A 15,344-nucleotide genomic window follows, 5' to 3' on the forward strand; every position below is an offset into this window, starting at 1 on the left:
TTATAAGCTGCCTTCTACTCTATATCAAGGACTAGCTGTTGGATTCAGTCCTTTTCTATCAATATTAAAAATTAACGCTCATTCCAGCGTTTGATTGATTCACGAATCACTTCTTTCGCTTCTTCAACATCGCCCCAGTGTGTCACTTTTGTGCTACCCGGTTTTTTCAAGGCTTTATAATTGTTGAAATGAAATTCAATTTGTTTGATTAACTGAGCCGGTACATCTGCAAGGCTGTTGTAAGCATTGCCGGTGTCACGATCATCCGCCGGTACGCAAACAATTTTATCGTCCACTTCACCATCATCCACGAATTTCATCACACCAATCACTTTAGCTTGAAGGAATACGCCTGTTGCAAGCGGTTGACGGGTCAGTAATAACACATCTAATTCATCGCCATCTTCATCAAGTGTTTGTGGAATAAAGCCATAGTTGGTCGGTTTTGCGAAAATTGCCGGTTCAACTCGGTCTAATTGGAATGCTGCAACTTTACGGTTCCATTCGATCTTATGACAACTACCTTCTGGAATTTCGTTTACAACGTTGATGATTCCTGCATCCACATCACCCGGAGTTAAGATTTGATTAAAATCAGCCATTGTCTTTCCTTATTTTTGATTGAGTTAAAAACGGCGGAAGTATAGCAGTTTTTAGATGATTTTGTCGCTCTAAATTTTCATTCAAAAACGACCGCACTTAGCTACGCAAACGTTTACATCTTGTCTTGTTTAGGTAAAATAACGCCTTTTCATTCTGACTTATCTTTAGAGGCAATATGTCTAATTTAGAAAAAATCTTTGAACTCCAAAAACGGGGTTCAACCATTCGCCAAGAAATTATTGCAGGTTTAACCACATTTCTTGCGATGGTATATTCTGTGATAGTGGTACCTAATATGCTCGGTGCAGCAGGTTTTCCCGCTGAATCTGTATTTATTGCCACTTGCTTGGTAGCAGGTTTAGGGTCGATTCTAATCGGCCTATGGGCAAATGCCCCTATGGCGATTGGTTGTGCGATTTCCCTTACAGCCTTTACCGCATTTAGTTTGGTGATTGGTCAAGGTGTTTCTATTCCTGTTGCGTTAGGGGCGGTATTTCTAATGGGGGTAACCTTTACTCTCATTTCAGCAACGGGGATTCGCGCTTGGATTTTACGCAATCTACCTTCCAGTATTGCTCATGGAGCAGGAATCGGTATTGGTTTATTCTTGCTTTTAATTGCCGCAAACGGCGTAGGATTAGTGGTGGGCAATCAAGCCGGTTTACCGGTTAAATTGGGCGATTTCACCTCATTCCCGGTTATGATGTCATTAATTGGTTTAGCCTTTATCGTTGGCCTGGAAAAAATGCAGGTAAAAGGCGGGATTTTATGGGTGATCATTGCCATTACGATTATTGGTCTCATTTTTGATCCCAATGTAAAATTCAACGGTGAAATTTTCAAAATGCCAACCTTCGGTGAAAACTCCTTATTCTTACAATTAGATTTACAAGGTGCATTGCAGCCAGCTATTTTACCTGTGGTTTTTGCTTTAGTGATGACCGCAGTCTTTGACGCGACAGGTACAATCCGCGCCGTTGCAGGACAAGCGAATTTATTGGATAAAGACGGGCAAATCATCAATGGGGGCAAAGCTTTAACTTCTGATTCTGTCAGTAGTTTATTTTCAGGACTATTCGGTACAGCTCCCGCAGCGGTCTATATTGAATCGGCAGCCGGTACCGCAGCAGGTGGTAAAACAGGGATTACTGCTGTTGTAGTAGGAATATTGTTTTTATTTATGCTTTTCTTTCAACCTCTTGCATTTTTAGTACCGGGGTATGCAACCGCTCCGGCATTAATGTATGTGGGATTATTAATGCTAAGCAACGTGAGCAAATTGGATTTTGATGATTTTGTCGGTGCAATGAGTGGGTTAATCTGTGCTGTATTCATTGTACTCACCGCCAACATTGTTACCGGCATTATGCTTGGCTTTGCCGCATTGGTGATTGGTCGTATTGTGAGTGGTGATGTTAAACGCCTCAATATCGGTACAATATTAATTGCTGTGGCATTAGTTGTTTTCTATGCCGGTGGTTGGGCTATTTAGTTCACAAGTAAAATTGATAGAAAAACGACCGCACTTTTAAAAGTGCGGTCAATTTTTAGAAAGATTTTAAGTAAAAATTAGGCGACTTAACTAGCCGCCTAAATTGAAATTACTGATTGTTTTGAACGTAGTCAATCGCAGATTGAACAGTTGTGATTTTTTCAGCTTCTTCATCTGGAATTTCAATATCAAATTCTTCTTCTAAAGCCATTACTAATTCAACTGTGTCTAAAGAATCCGCACCTAAATCTTCAACGAAAGAAGCTTCAGATTTAACATCTTCTTCTTTAACACCTAATTGTTCAACGATGATTTTTTTTACGCGTTCTTCAATACTCATTTGTTTTTCCTATGTTGTCATAACTCATTACTGAGGGTTAGTAGTGTATGGATTTTTGACAACCTTGCAACGCTTTCATTAGTGGTCGCACCACAAAGGGCGAGCAAGCAAAAATACATACAGAAAAAATAGTTACATACCTTTACAATACATATAAAGCGTAACCAAATTAGGTTGCGGGGCAGATTTTAACATTATCTAAAATCTTTGGCTATGATTTTATATGTGAAATCTGCCGCGACAAAATAGCAAATTCCAACGAGGAATTAGTTCATATATAAGCCACCATTTACGTGCAATGTGGTGCCCGTAATATAAGAAGCATCATCCGAAGCTAGGAACGCCACTGCCTTTGCAATATCCTTTGCTTCACCTAAATGACCAGCCGGTACATTAGCAAGAATTCCCGCTTTTTGCTCTTCAGTTAATACATCCGTCATATCTGTTGCAATAAATCCCGGTGCAACCACATTAACGGTAATACCACGAGATGCCACTTCTTTCGCTAATGCCTTCGAGAAACCAATCACACCCGCCTTAGCCGCACAATAATTAGTCTGTCCCGGGTTCCCCGTTGATCCCACCACAGAACCAATATTAATGATACGTCCAAAACGTTTTTTCATCATAGAACGTAGCATCGCTTTAGAAAGATGATATACCGAGCTTAAATTGGTTTGCATAATATCAAACCATTCATCATCTTTCATACGCATGAGTAAATTATCACGCGTAATCCCCGCATTATTCACTAAAATATCAATATCACCAAAATCGTTCTTAATTTGTTCCAGTGCAGCTTCAATAGAGGCTTTATCTGTGACATTTAATACTAAACCTTTGCCTTTTTCACCTAAATAGGTAGAAATCGCTTCTGCCCCTTTTTCAGAAGTTGCCGTCCCGATAACAAATGCACCTTTTGATACCAGTTCTTCTGCAATTGCACGGCCAATCCCCCGTGTTGCACCTGTTACTAAAGCAATTTTGTTTTGCATTTTTTCTCCTTTCATTACGCTAAAAATTCTTCAACGCTATTGAGTGAGACAAGATCATTCACCGATATAGCTTGTAAATCACCGACAATACGTTTAGTTAAGCCGTTCAATACTTTACCCGGCCCAATTTCTATTAAAGCTTGTACGCCATCTTGCGCCATTTTTTCTACCGTTTCTGTCCAACGTACCGGGCTATAAAGCTGACGGATAAGTGCGGAACGAATGGCTGAAGCCTCAGATTCGACTGTAACATCCACGTTATTAATCACAGGAATTTCAGATGTATTCAACGTGATCGTTTCTAAAGTTGTGGCTAAGGTCTCTGCTGCCGGTTTCATCAATGCACAATGTGATGGCACACTCACTGCTAGTGGTAACGCACGTTTTGCTCCTGCTTCTTTACACAATGCAGCAGCACGCTCCACTGCCGCCTTTGCACCGGCAATCACCACTTGGCCCGGTGAGTTAAAATTAACCGCAGACACCACTTCGCCTTCTTCAGCTTGTTTACAAGCGTTGATAATAGCTTCATTGTCCAAACCAATGATGGCATACATTGCACCGGTTCCTTCCGGCACGGCTTGCTGCATTAATTTTCCACGCAATTCCACCAATTTAATCGCATCTTGAAAATCTAATACTCCTGAACAAACTAAAGCTGAATATTCACCTAAACTATGTCCCGCCATCACTGCCGGTTTGTAATGAGGGTATTTTTCTTGCCACACACGATAGATCGCAACGGAGGCGGCCAAAAGTGCCGGTTGAGTTTGCCATGTTTTATTCAACTCTTCAGCAGGGCCCTGTTGCACAAGTTGCCATAAATCATAGCTTAGTACCTCAGAGGCCTGTTTAAATGTATCAGTAACGACAGGATATTCTGTAGCAAGTTCAGCTAACATTCCCACTACTTGTGAACCCTGACCAGGAAATACCATTGCAAATTTTTTCATTCTTTTTTCCTATTTATTCTATAAATCGAAATATTTCTTTGATAAAAATCAGCGTTCGTGATTGCTGATGTTAAAAAGTGCGGTCAAATTTAACCGCACTTTCCAATAATTCTACTGCGATTCTAACAGAATTATCAGAAACGCACCAACGCAGAACCCCAAGTCCAACCGCCACCGAAGGCTTCTAATAATAACAGCTGTCCACGTTGAATACGTCCATCACGTACCGCTTCATCTAATGCCACCGGCACAGTTGCCGCACTGTTATTCGCATACTTATCCAACGTAACAACCACCTGAGACATATCCATTTCCAGTTTTTTTGCTGTTGCACTGATAATGCGTAAATTGGCTTGATGTGGCACAAGCCAATCTAAATCTTTTTTATCCAGATTATTTGCCGCTAAGGTTTCTTCTACGACATTAGAAAGTTCACGCACTGCAAGTTTGAAGGTCTCATTACCTTGCATTTCAATATAACCGGATCTTTCAACACCACGCTCAGCTTGTGGTAACACTAAAGCGTTATGTTTATCTGCAGAGGCGTGTAAATGCGTTGAAATAATCCCTTCTTGTTCACTGCCTTCTAAAATCACGGCACCAGCACCATCACCAAATAACACAACAGTGCTACGATCCGTTTCGTCTAATTTACGGGAATTAAGATCAGAACCGATCACTAACGCTTTTTTTACTTTACCTGTTCGGATAAATTGCTCGGCCACACTTAATGCATAAACAAACCCCGTACAGGCGGCGGCTAAATCAAAAGAAATGGCATCATCAATCTCCAACATCCCTTGGATTTGACAAGCGGCACTCGGGTAAGCATGGGAATTACTCGTAGTGGCGACAATAATAAGATCAATATTTTGAGGATTAATCTCAGCACTTTTAATGGCATTTTTTGCTGCTTCAAAACCCATTGTCGCAACCGTTTCGTTCTCTGTGGCAATACGACGCTCACGAATGCCCGAACGAGTTACAATCCATTCGTCTGAGGTATCAACCATTTTTTCAAGATCCGCATTTGTACGGATTCTGCTTGGTAAATAACTACCGGTAGATAAAATTCTGCTATTCATAATTAATAAGTTAAGTCATTAATAACGGGATAAACCCGCCAAAATTTTTTCAGGAAGTTTCTGACGGGCTTGAAAAGCGGCATCGGCGATAGCGTGAGCAAATGCATTCACATTTGCACTGCCATGGCTTTTTACCACCACCGCAGTCAATCCAATAAACGAAGCCCCATTATATTCATCAGGATTAATACGTTTTAAGCGTTGATACTTTGTCTTAAATAAATAACGCATTCCCCAAAAAACAGGTTTTAAACAATAGTGTTTAGACGGCTCTTTGAATAAAGATAAAACATTTTTTGCTGCGCCCTCTAAAGTTTTTAAGGCAATATTGCCGGAAAAACCATCACTGACAATGACATCGGCTTTACCGTTTAGCAATAAATCACCTTCAACAAAGCCGATATAGTTAAGTGCGGTTGATTTTTCTAATAAATTTGCGGCATCACGAATAAATTGATGCCCTTTAATTTCTTCCACACCAATATTTAATAATCCGACTCGGGGATAAACTAAATTGAGTTGATGTTCGGCAAAAATGCTCCCCATTATAGCAAATTGATAAAGATTTTCTGCACTGCATTCCAGGTTTGCACCGAGATCCAACATCACCGATTTTTCACCCTCAATTGTCGGTATCATGGAAACTAAAGCTGGTCTGGTAATTCCGTTAAGAGGTTGTAATAAAATCTTCGATAATCCCATTAATGCCCCAGTATTACCGGCACTTACACAACCTTGTGCAACACCATGCTGAACCGCCTCAAGAGCTAAACGCATTGAGGTATTTTTACTACGGCGTAGTGCATAAGAAACACCTTGATTATTATCAATAGCTCGAGTGCAATGATGGATTTGAATGCGTTCTAAACTGGCTTTTGGAATGTTTTCAAGAAAAGGGGATATTGCTTGGTTATCACCAAATAAGATCAAAGAAAGCATTGGATCATTTTCCAATGCTAAAAGCGATGCGGGGATAGTAATACGGGGACCAATGTCCCCGCCCATCACATCTAACGCTAAGGTTAGACGACTCAAGTGAATACCTATAAGTAAAAAATTACTTATTAATCACTTTACGACCACGATAGTAACCATCTGCGGTTACGTGATGGCGTAAGTGAGTTTCACCACTTGCTTTATCCACTGAGACTGCAGCAGTTGTTAACGCATCGTGTGAACGACGCATATCACGACGTGAACGAGATTTTTTATTTTGTTGAACAGCCATTGGCTATACTCCTAAATTTAATTTACTTTTGTTTTAAATTAGCTAATACAGCGAACGGGTTCGGTTTTTTTGCCAATTCTTCCGGCAATTCGCCAAAAACCTGTTCCTGCGCGTACACTTCACAGTGTTCAGATGAATGCTTTGGTACAAGTGGCAGTGTTAAAATTAACTCATCTTCCACTACACCAAGTAAATCTATTTCACCAAATTCATTAAACTCAATTGGCTCATAAATTTCCGGCAATACATCAGCCTGATCCCAGTTAGCCAGCGGACTGTAAATAAAATCACATTCCAATGTGTGCTTAAAGGGTTCACCACAACGTTGACATTCTAATTCAACATCAACCTGTGCTTTTCCTTTCATCACCACTAATTTCTGCGGATCAATATAAAACGATAATGTTACCTGTGCATCGCTAAGCACATTTACCACAGACTCAGCTAACCGCACTAACTGATTAATCGTGTAACAACCTTCATAATCAATTCGCTGTTGTGCGCCTTTAACCGGATCTACAGTGAGGGGTAGTTTTACCTTTTGCATAGGGCGTGAATATTACCTGTTGTAAAGAAAATAGTCAAAGGGAAATCACACTTTTTACGCAATAAAGACACATAACTTTCGGGCAAAACTAGCTTTTACAAGAATTCCCTTTTTTCATTACTTTTCCAAAATCATTTTTAGCATCAGGTTTTGAGAGATGATTTGGGGCACCTTTTTGAACCGGATAAATAGAATCCATTTGCCACTGATTCCAACCACCATCATACACAATGGTATTTTCCCACCCCGCAAGTTGCGTCATAAACCAAGACACACCGGCGCGCCAGCCGGTACCGCAATAAAAGGCTAACTTATCATTTTTTTCAATTCCCTGCGTTTTCCACAAGGCAAAAATTTCATTTGGGTTACGTAACGTCCCATCAGGATCATAATAATCCGCCATATTGGATGAATCCGTTCCTGCAAATCCCCAGATAGCCCCTAGAGGTTCACCTTTTCCGGGTATGTAGTCATAACCGCTGATTTTTCCCACGTATTCATCCCAAGAACGATTACTAATCAACTTTAAGCCTTGTTGCTGTGCTGTGATAATTTCTTTTGGTGTTTCAATATTAATGGAGGGATTAGCCGGAATTTTTGCCCCAAAAACCCTTTCCGGTATCGGTGTATTTACTGTGGTTTCCGTTGGTAGATCAGCATCCATCCAAGTAGAAAGATTACCATTTAATACCCTAACATCTTTTACACCCGCCCATTTCAATGCCCAAAATACGCGATAGGCGGCTAATTGGTTATCGGAATATAAAATGATCGTTTTATTCGCAGTGATGCCATTTTTTAATAAATTTTGTTCGATCACATCCGGTGATGATAAATTCCAGATTGGGCCGTTTTCAATCCAATCTGTATCAAAGTGATGTGCACCGACAATATGCTGAACATAATTCTGAGATTTTTCTAACGATCCCCAAGAAACTTCAAAAATCGCAAATTGATTATTATCATAGGTTTCCGGTTTTTGACCATTGATCACCGCATTAACCCACTCAGGCGATACACTATAGTGAAAATTGGGGAAACTTTCTAAAGGATAGCCTGCATTGGCATAGCTCACAAAATCATTAAACACAAATGTTTTGTACCCTTTTGCCGCCAAATCTGCACTGATACAAGCAAGATTATCAGGATTAGAATCATAAAAAACCAATGTTTTATCTTTTGTTATTCCTTTATCTGCGGCAAAAGATTCAAATTTATCCGGTGCAATCACATCCAACCACGAGCACGAAAACGACACAGCACCGGGAATATGTCCGCCTCGGGTCGCATTTTTATCTTTAAAGCCGTTATAAAAGCTATCTTGGCGAGAATCAATCATCACATAATTCGGATTATTTAAATTATCCAAAAGTGCTTTGGTTTCAATCGTTTTTACTTGATTATCCTCACAACCGGCAAGTGTAAATAATATACTCACCCCAAGTAAAGTGCGGTTAAATTTCATCTTGTTTTCTCCTTTTATCTTTTGATAAACCACTTATTTGCTATCCAACAGCCCATTAAGATACATCCTGTCGCCAACCAGCCTTGCCAAGAAAAATAAGCCGTTGCCACTAAAGCATTGGTGACAGTGCATCCCCCTGCCAATGCCGCCCCCAATCCCATCACTACGCCGCCAACAATACGACGTAAAGCTTCTTTAGGCTCAGGTATTCTTAAATGAAAATTACCGCTGAGTTTTGCCATTAAGAATGAGCCAAGCGGAATACCCAAAACAAACAAACTTCCCCAATTTAAATAGCGCTGTTGTCCAATCACTAAATATTGCATCACATTAGCAGAAGGTACAGCAATGCCATAGCCATAATGACGACCGGTTCGCGAGCTAAAATACCATGCCACAAGCCCCAATATACCTATTAATAATCCACCAAAATAAAGATTCCACTGAGATTTAAAAATGCGGTCAAAAAAAGAAAGATTTTCAGAATGGTAGGATTCCTCTCGACAAAGAAACAAAATCACTGTCAGAAACCCCAATATCCCAACTAACCACCAAGGCGAAATAGAGAATGTTAAATAGATGTTATTCCATTCTGTACTTTGCTGCGTCCAGCGGTTGATAAATTGATGGAGGCTACCGGTTTGCGTTGAGGCTATTGTGATAGCAAAAGCTATCAATGCTAAGAAACTCCCAATAGCGCCTTCTGCTGAACGGAACCAGGCTCCACTTCCACAACAGTTACTCAATACCATTCCGACACCAAATAACAGTCCGCCGACTATGGTGGCTAAAATCGGTAAAGTCGTTTGAGGAATATTAATGACACCAAACTCGGCAAGTGTAAACAACCCTACAGATTGCACACTGATTGCAATTAAAAGTGCGGTTAAAAATTGGAAATTTTTTTCAAAAAATAAACGGCGAAAGCCTGAGACAAAACAAAATTGTGTTCGTTGAAGCAGGATGCCAAAAGCGATCCCAACCAAAAGCCCGGTAAACATTGATTAAACCTTAATACTGATGTTTAGAAATGAGGGTATAGATGATAGCAAACAAAAATGCGGCTGAAAACAACCGCACTTTATGTTTATTAATTATTCTAAACGTTTCGCCACTTCTAACCAATCGGCCTTAAATTCACGGCGCATATTATTAATGGCATCAATAATATCATGGTGAACAAGCTGTTCATTTTGGATACCCACACAATAACCGCCTTTACCTTGAAGCAGAATATCCACCGCATAAACCCCCATACGTGAAGCTAAAATACGGTCAAATGCACAAGGTGAGCCGCCACGCTGAATATGACCTAATACAGTTGCACGGGTTTCGTGCCCTACTCTCGCTTCAATTTCTTTCGCAAGAGAATGCACATCAGTGATTAATTCAGTGATGGCAACGATAGCATGGCGTTTGCCACGGATAATACTACGTTCAATTTGTTGTACGAGCTCTTCACGATTAAATTCCATTTCAGAAGCAACAATATATTCGCAACCGCCCGCAATACCTGCAGAAATCGTCAAATCACTGCAATGACGTCCCATAATTTCTACGATAGAAATACGCTGATGAGAACTTGATGTATCACGTAAACGGTCAATAGCATCGACAGCCGTTTGTAACGCAGTTTGATAACCGATTGTATAATCAGTCCCTGCCACATCGTTATCAATGGTCCCCGGAATACCCACACAAGGGAAACCATGTTCTTCTGTTAAAAGTTTTGCGCCCATATAAGAGCCATCACCACCAATCACAACTAAAGCATCAATGCCGTGTGAACGTAAAATTTCCGCACATTTTGCCCGCACTTTCGGATCTTTAAATTCCGGAAAACGTGCCGAACCCAAAAACGTACCGCCACGATTAATAATATCGGATACACTATAACGGTTTAGTTGCTTAATTTTGTTATTATATAAGCCTTGATAACCATCATAGATACCAAACACATCTAAACCTTCCGCTAATGCCGCACGTACGACACCACGAATTGCGGCGTTCATACCCGGTGCATCACCACCACTGGTTAATACTGCAATTTTTTTAATCATATACTACCTACTTGAGTTAAATTGAATAAAATGAAGAAATGTCGCTAAGATTACACGATTCAGCCAACAGGCTCTAGAAAAAATTTGAGAAATTTATTCACCTTTTGATCTAGATAAATTTTTATTTCAGATCCTGACAATGCCACTGCCAATCCATTTTCTCTAAATTTTTCATTTCTTTTGCAATCAGGTATTTTTGCAAATGCTGTAAAATCTTTTCTTTACTTAAATGTCGGCTCTTTTTTACTTTCTGCGAGTATTGAAACTGAACAAAACCGCATCTTATCATCTCTTTTCCCATCATCATATTCACCTGCCAATAAGGATCATTTTCTGTTGGCGGATAAATCACATAGCCTTTTAATCCCTCATATTTCTTGGTTTTATCATCTTTGATGGGGGTTAATTTGAATGAGGAAACCTCCGTGTTGCGATAAATGCGTTCACGTAATGTAATACGTTCCTTAATATCACGGTGTTGTTCATTTCGATCGAGTAATAACTCAATTTGTGATTGCCATTTTTCCAAGGTATCGGGTTGGCTTAAATAAACATAACGGGCGACACTGCCTAAATCCTGCCCTGCAACCATTTGATATGATTTGTTTTTATGTTTAATTTGATTCGGCACAGCCAACTGTGAAGGTTGGCTTGCACAGGCAGAAAGCAAAAGTGCGGTCAAAATTATAATAATTTTATTCATCATGATCTCGCTTAAACACCCATTCTTTTTCCGTTGATGTCGTCTCATCAAACCAATAACCGCCCAAATTAAAGTCTTTCAATTGCTCAACTTCCGTTATACGCTGCTGAATCATATAACGACACATCAGCCCACGGGCTTTTTTCGCATAAAAACTCACCACTTTATATTTACCGTTTTTATTATCTAAAAAAACCGGTTTTATAATTTGAGCATGAAGTTGGTTTTCTTTCACCGATTTATAATATTCATCGGAGGCAAGATTAACCAATACACTATCACCTTGGGCATCAAGTGCTTGCTGTATTGATTGAGTAATAATATTGCCCCAAAACGCATAAAGGTCTTTACCTTTAGTATTTGCTAATTTTGTCCCCATCTCTAAACGGTAAGGTTGCATTAAATCAAGAGGCTGGAGTAAACCATATAAGCCGGAAAGCATACGGAGATGGGACTGGGCAAACATAATCTCCTCATCAGACAAAGTCTCCGCATCCAAGCCTGTATAAACATCCCCTTTAAAAGCGAAAATAGCCGCTCTTGAATTCTGTTCGTTATGTTCAACTGTCCACTCGGCAAAACGTGCGGCATTTAAGCCGGCAAGCTTATCGCTAATCGACATCAAAGAAGCAATTTCTTGCGGGGAAAATTGGCGGCAAATCTCAATTAATTGTGCACTATAATCGGTCAAGTGCGGTTGAAAAACAGGAAGATTTCTAACCGCACTTTCAAAATCTAGGGTTTTCGCGGGGGAAATAATGGCTAACATAGTCTCTCCTCAATAAAATTGAGTGCCATTCTAGCATATTTCTACACGCGTTTATAAAGCCCATTTTCACACAGAATCAAATCCTGCAACTCCAGATCTAAAAGTTGAACCAACAGCACCTCTACCGTCAAACCAAATTCTTGAGCAAGATCATCAATACTCACCGGCGTATAACCAATGCGCGCATAAAGTTTAGGGTGGCTTGGGGCTTCCACCAAACGCCGAGGATTCGGTGGCGGTGTATAATTTGCCGTTTCAATTTGATTAACATCAATTTCAGTTTGACTATGAATGGAATGTTGATAAAGCGTCTCGAGAATATCTTTCACATTTTCGACTAACATAGCCCCTTGCTTAATTAGGCGATTACAACCACGGCTAAACTCACTCATCACACTCCCAGGCAAAGCAAAAATTTCACGGTTTTGCTCCAAAGCATAACGTGCGGTAATGAGAGAGCCGCTTTTTTCCGTTGCCTCAATCACCAATGTTCCTACCGAAAGCCCACTAATAATACGGTTACGGCGGGGAAAATTCATCGCTATGGGCGGTTGATTTGGCACAAACTCAGAGACCAATGCACCATTATTTTCAAGAATTTGCTCTGCCAATTCCCAATGTTTTGCAGGATAAATTTCATTTAAGCCACTTCCTAACACGGCTATCGTTTGCCCTTTAATATCCACCACAGCACGATGACAATGCCCATCAATGCCTAAGGCTAAACCGCTTGTAATGGTAAAACCGGCAAGAGACAGTTCTGTGGCAAAATATTTCGCCCACTGTTCCCCATAAGAGGTGCAATATCGACTGCCAACCATTGCCATTTGTCGCTGTGAAATGGCTGTCACATTCCCCCTCACAAATAACAACGGAGGAAAACTGCCAATCTGTTTCAATAAGTAAGGATAAAAAGGAGAAAAATAATTCACCAAATGATTCCCTTCTTTCTCAGCCCAAGTCAGTGCCGAATCCATAAATTTCCTTTCAGGCTTAAACCAACGGCGAATCTGAATCGCTCCCCAGCCCATTTGACGAAATGCAATATCGTCATAGCTTAGCAATTCCTCCAAGGTCACCTTTGATAAAATTTTCTCAATTGCCACCCCGCCTAGTTTGGGTACTTGCATTAAGCGTAGTAATGTTTCATTAATGTTCTTCATTTCTTTTTTCTCATACCTTCAATAAATGCCAAATTATGTAATAAATAGAAAAATGTGCGAGTTTTTCACCGCACTTTTGCGATCCATATCTCAAAAATAGAAATTAACCTCAGCGAATCTGCCAACTTTCTCTCACCGATTAAAATCTCCCCCTTAGTTTTTGCACAAAAATTTACAAAAATCACTTCTTAATAGCTTGACACAATCGTTTTTTTTTTTTCAATAGGCAGATTTTAAATTTCACTAAGAGAACATAAAAAAATGAGAACAAAAAAGCGAGAAGAAGAAAGTGCGTTATTGCATTTTGAACGCTTTTGCAAACAACAAAACCGGACTTTCCAATTAAATTGCCAACCGGAAACCTATCCTGATGCACTCGTAACCCTAAATGGAAGACAAACTTGGATAGAAGTGACAAGCGCTTATTTAGATCAGGGACAAGCAAAATATCACTCAAATCCCAATAGACCTTCAATACGAGATGAGGTTATTTCTTTAGTGGGGATTGAATATCAGTTTTATCAACGTGTTTTTGACGCAATCAATAAAAAACTCCAAAAAAACACGATGAAAGAAACTGCACAAACAAAGGGGAAAGGCATTTTAATTATCTTATTTCCTGCACCGTTTACATTTGAAAAAAATCATTTATTCGTAGAATGCTATCGGGAGGATTATTTAAAATTACTCAATCATCACCCTAATATTTTTGAAGAGATCTATTTACTGAATGTTTTCACCAAACAAATGCTCAAACTTATTTAAAAAATATAAGCCATTAATAATACTAATAATATTACTAGTTTTTATTGTTGCAGAGTTAATTCAGTATGATTGGATACTTTCAGAAAAATATGAACATTTAAATTTTCCCATTACTAATCAACTTTCAGCGATAGGAAGCCTTCTTTCAGCCGTTGGAAGTATGTTTTCTGCCGTATTTGCTTTTTATGCCATCAATATTTCATATCGAACTTGGCGTAATGATAAATATTTAACCTATATACAAAGGCTTAACGATACCCACGAGCAAGCATTTAAACAACTAAATAAAATCTTACCGTATTTAAAGGATACTCAATATCACAATATAGCAGACGTACCCTATAAATTATCTTTAGATGAAACAAAAAATACATTGAATTTTGAAAAGTATAAAAATCTATTGCGGGAATATGAACGATTTAAGTCACCATATCCCTATCATCACAAACTGATTAAATTATTAACCCATTTAGAAGAGACTTATAATAATCTAGGGTTATATTTACTATGTTGTATTAAAACAGATAAAAACGGCGTATGGGAAATAGTAGAAGATAAATATAAACAAAAAGCAGATAAATCAATTAAACGCTTATTGAAATTAGAACATTGTTTTTCTAAAACAAGAGAGAAAATACTTTCTCATCTTTATCAACAAATTCATAAAATCTAAATACACAGTAAGGAAATAAAAATGAAACATCATAAAACTTCATTCTTTTTCACCGCACTTTTCGCTTTTTCTACCGCCACAGTTAGCCCTATTGTTTTAGCTGATTACGAAAACGATAAGGCTCAATTTCTACAAGGCGTTAAAGCAGTTAAGAAAGGTGATTATCAAACAGCGTTTAGTTTATGGAAACCGTTAGCAGAACAAGGGAATGCAATAGCACAATTTAATCTTGGGTCGATGTATAAAAAAGGACGAGGCGTAAAACAAGATTATGCCGAAGCGGTAAAATGGTTCACAAAAGCCGCTGAACAAGGGGATGCAATAGCACAATTTAATCTTGGGTTGATGTATAAAAAAGGACGAGGCGTAAAACAAGATTATGCCGAAGCGGTAAAATGGTACACAAAATCTGCCGAACAAGGGGATGCAAGCACACAATATAATCTTGGGTTGATGTATTACAACGGACAAGGGGTAAAACAAGATTATGCCGAAGCGGTAAA

Annotated in this window: 18 protein-coding genes; 4 read left to right on the forward strand and 14 right to left on the reverse strand. The window is 39.2% G+C overall.

The genetic code is table 11. The features are described 5' to 3' along the window. Positions 1-71: 71 nt before the first annotated feature. Entirely contained in the window at positions 72-602 is a 531-nt protein-coding gene (locus BKK54_RS10820) for an inorganic diphosphatase (RefSeq protein WP_077543082.1), read from the reverse strand. A 176-nt stretch (positions 603-778) separates the two neighbouring features. Between BKK54_RS10820 and BKK54_RS10825 the strand changes: the two genes are divergently transcribed. Then, entirely contained in the window at positions 779-2,095 is a 1,317-nt protein-coding gene (locus BKK54_RS10825; protein WP_077543083.1) for an NCS2 family permease, read from the forward strand. 109 nt (positions 2,096-2,204) lie between these two features. Here the strand turns inward: BKK54_RS10825 and acpP are convergent, their stop codons facing one another. The 13 genes from acpP to dprA form a co-directional block, all read right to left on the reverse strand. Beyond that, positions 2,205-2,435 (reverse strand): acyl carrier protein, encoded by a 231-nt coding sequence (gene acpP / locus BKK54_RS10830; protein ID WP_005627318.1) that lies wholly within the window; start codon positions 2,433-2,435, stop codon positions 2,205-2,207. Between the two features lie 266 nt (positions 2,436-2,701). After that, positions 2,702-3,430 (reverse strand): 3-oxoacyl-ACP reductase FabG, encoded by a 729-nt coding sequence (gene fabG, locus BKK54_RS10835; RefSeq protein ID WP_077543084.1) that lies wholly within the window; start codon positions 3,428-3,430, stop codon positions 2,702-2,704. A 14-nt stretch (positions 3,431-3,444) separates the two neighbouring features. Beyond that, positions 3,445-4,383 carry an ACP S-malonyltransferase gene (gene fabD, locus BKK54_RS10840; RefSeq protein ID WP_077543085.1) on the reverse strand — a complete coding sequence of 313 codons (939 nt, stop codon included), beginning with the start codon at positions 4,381-4,383 and terminating at the stop codon, positions 3,445-3,447. A gap of 134 nt (positions 4,384-4,517) precedes the next feature. Further along, positions 4,518-5,468, reverse strand: coding sequence for a beta-ketoacyl-ACP synthase III (locus tag BKK54_RS10845; RefSeq protein WP_077543086.1), 951 nt, complete (start codon positions 5,466-5,468; stop codon positions 4,518-4,520). 18 nt (positions 5,469-5,486) lie between these two features. Continuing rightward, entirely contained in the window at positions 5,487-6,503 is a 1,017-nt protein-coding gene (plsX, locus tag BKK54_RS10850) for a phosphate acyltransferase PlsX (protein WP_077543087.1), read from the reverse strand. Positions 6,504-6,525: 22 nt separating this feature from the next. After that, positions 6,526-6,696, reverse strand: coding sequence for a 50S ribosomal protein L32 (gene rpmF / locus BKK54_RS10855; RefSeq protein WP_005544470.1), 171 nt, complete (start codon positions 6,694-6,696; stop codon positions 6,526-6,528). 22 nt (positions 6,697-6,718) lie between these two features. Continuing rightward, positions 6,719-7,243 (reverse strand): 23S rRNA accumulation protein YceD, encoded by a 525-nt coding sequence (yceD, locus tag BKK54_RS10860; protein WP_077543088.1) that lies wholly within the window; start codon positions 7,241-7,243, stop codon positions 6,719-6,721. Positions 7,244-7,331: 88 nt separating this feature from the next. Further along, positions 7,332-8,708: a rhodanese-like domain-containing protein gene (locus BKK54_RS10865; RefSeq protein WP_077543089.1), complete on the reverse strand. Its 1,377-nt coding sequence runs from the start codon at positions 8,706-8,708 to the stop codon at positions 7,332-7,334. 14 nt (positions 8,709-8,722) lie between these two features. After that, positions 8,723-9,709 carry a YeeE/YedE family protein gene (locus BKK54_RS10870; protein ID WP_077543090.1) on the reverse strand — a complete coding sequence of 329 codons (987 nt, stop codon included), beginning with the start codon at positions 9,707-9,709 and terminating at the stop codon, positions 8,723-8,725. A 93-nt stretch (positions 9,710-9,802) separates the two neighbouring features. Further along, the gene (gene pfkA, locus BKK54_RS10875) at positions 9,803-10,768 is read right to left on the reverse strand and encodes a 6-phosphofructokinase (protein WP_077543091.1); all 966 of its coding nucleotides are present in this window, start codon (positions 10,766-10,768) and stop codon (positions 9,803-9,805) included. A 121-nt stretch (positions 10,769-10,889) separates the two neighbouring features. Continuing rightward, positions 10,890-11,471 carry a hypothetical protein gene (locus BKK54_RS10880; RefSeq protein ID WP_077543092.1) on the reverse strand — a complete coding sequence of 194 codons (582 nt, stop codon included), beginning with the start codon at positions 11,469-11,471 and terminating at the stop codon, positions 10,890-10,892. Next, positions 11,464-12,240, reverse strand: coding sequence for a peroxide stress protein YaaA (yaaA, locus tag BKK54_RS10885; protein WP_077543093.1), 777 nt, complete (start codon positions 12,238-12,240; stop codon positions 11,464-11,466). The genes BKK54_RS10880 and yaaA overlap by 8 nt, the downstream gene beginning before the upstream one ends. Positions 12,241-12,281: 41 nt before the next feature. Next, positions 12,282-13,403: a DNA-processing protein DprA gene (gene dprA / locus BKK54_RS10890; protein ID WP_077543094.1), complete on the reverse strand. Its 1,122-nt coding sequence runs from the start codon at positions 13,401-13,403 to the stop codon at positions 12,282-12,284. A gap of 261 nt (positions 13,404-13,664) precedes the next feature. On the opposite strand from dprA, the gene BKK54_RS10895 reads away from it, so the two are divergent. From BKK54_RS10895 to BKK54_RS10905, 3 genes are all read left to right on the forward strand, one after another. Beyond that, a complete protein-coding gene (locus BKK54_RS10895) occupies positions 13,665-14,168 on the forward strand; it encodes a hypothetical protein (RefSeq protein ID WP_077543095.1) in 504 nt (167 codons plus the stop codon). Further along, the gene (locus BKK54_RS10900) at positions 14,134-14,841 is read left to right on the forward strand and encodes a hypothetical protein (protein WP_143541458.1); all 708 of its coding nucleotides are present in this window, start codon (positions 14,134-14,136) and stop codon (positions 14,839-14,841) included. The genes BKK54_RS10895 and BKK54_RS10900 overlap by 35 nt, the downstream gene beginning before the upstream one ends. Positions 14,842-14,862: 21 nt before the next feature. Next, positions 14,863-15,344, forward strand: a 482-nt coding sequence (locus tag BKK54_RS10905; protein ID WP_143541459.1) for a tetratricopeptide repeat protein, incomplete at its 3' end; no start/stop codon positions are given.

This window comes from Rodentibacter genomosp. 1, from assembly GCF_001999285.1.
GTDB lineage: Bacteria > Pseudomonadota > Gammaproteobacteria > Enterobacterales > Pasteurellaceae > Rodentibacter.

Bases quoted from the DNA above. Each gene is read 5' to 3' on its own strand.
- BKK54_RS10900 (WP_143541458.1), top strand. From the start codon at position 14,134: ATGTTTTCACCAAACAAATGCTCAAACTTATTTAAAAAATATAAGCCA.
- BKK54_RS10820 (WP_077543082.1), bottom strand. From the start codon at position 602: ATGGCTGATTTTAATCAAATCTTAACTCCGGGTGATGTGGATGCAGGA.
- rpmF (WP_005544470.1), bottom strand. From the start codon at position 6,696: ATGGCTGTTCAACAAAATAAAAAATCTCGTTCACGTCGTGATATGCGT.
- BKK54_RS10825 (WP_077543083.1), top strand. From the start codon at position 779: ATGTCTAATTTAGAAAAAATCTTTGAACTCCAAAAACGGGGTTCAACC.
- yaaA (WP_077543093.1), bottom strand. From the start codon at position 12,240: ATGTTAGCCATTATTTCCCCCGCGAAAACCCTAGATTTTGAAAGTGCG.
- yceD (WP_077543088.1), bottom strand. From the start codon at position 7,243: ATGCAAAAGGTAAAACTACCCCTCACTGTAGATCCGGTTAAAGGCGCA.
- BKK54_RS10870 (WP_077543090.1), bottom strand. From the start codon at position 9,709: ATGTTTACCGGGCTTTTGGTTGGGATCGCTTTTGGCATCCTGCTTCAA.
- fabD (WP_077543085.1), bottom strand. From the start codon at position 4,383: ATGAAAAAATTTGCAATGGTATTTCCTGGTCAGGGTTCACAAGTAGTG.
- pfkA (WP_077543091.1), bottom strand. From the start codon at position 10,768: ATGATTAAAAAAATTGCAGTATTAACCAGTGGTGGTGATGCACCGGGT.
- BKK54_RS10845 (WP_077543086.1), bottom strand. From the start codon at position 5,468: ATGAATAGCAGAATTTTATCTACCGGTAGTTATTTACCAAGCAGAATC.
- dprA (WP_077543094.1), bottom strand. From the start codon at position 13,403: ATGAAGAACATTAATGAAACATTACTACGCTTAATGCAAGTACCCAAA.
- acpP (WP_005627318.1), bottom strand. From the start codon at position 2,435: ATGAGTATTGAAGAACGCGTAAAAAAAATCATCGTTGAACAATTAGGT.
- BKK54_RS10865 (WP_077543089.1), bottom strand. From the start codon at position 8,708: ATGAAATTTAACCGCACTTTACTTGGGGTGAGTATATTATTTACACTT.
- BKK54_RS10895 (WP_077543095.1), top strand. From the start codon at position 13,665: ATGAGAACAAAAAAGCGAGAAGAAGAAAGTGCGTTATTGCATTTTGAA.
- BKK54_RS10880 (WP_077543092.1), bottom strand. From the start codon at position 11,471: ATGAATAAAATTATTATAATTTTGACCGCACTTTTGCTTTCTGCCTGT.
- fabG (WP_077543084.1), bottom strand. From the start codon at position 3,430: ATGCAAAACAAAATTGCTTTAGTAACAGGTGCAACACGGGGGATTGGC.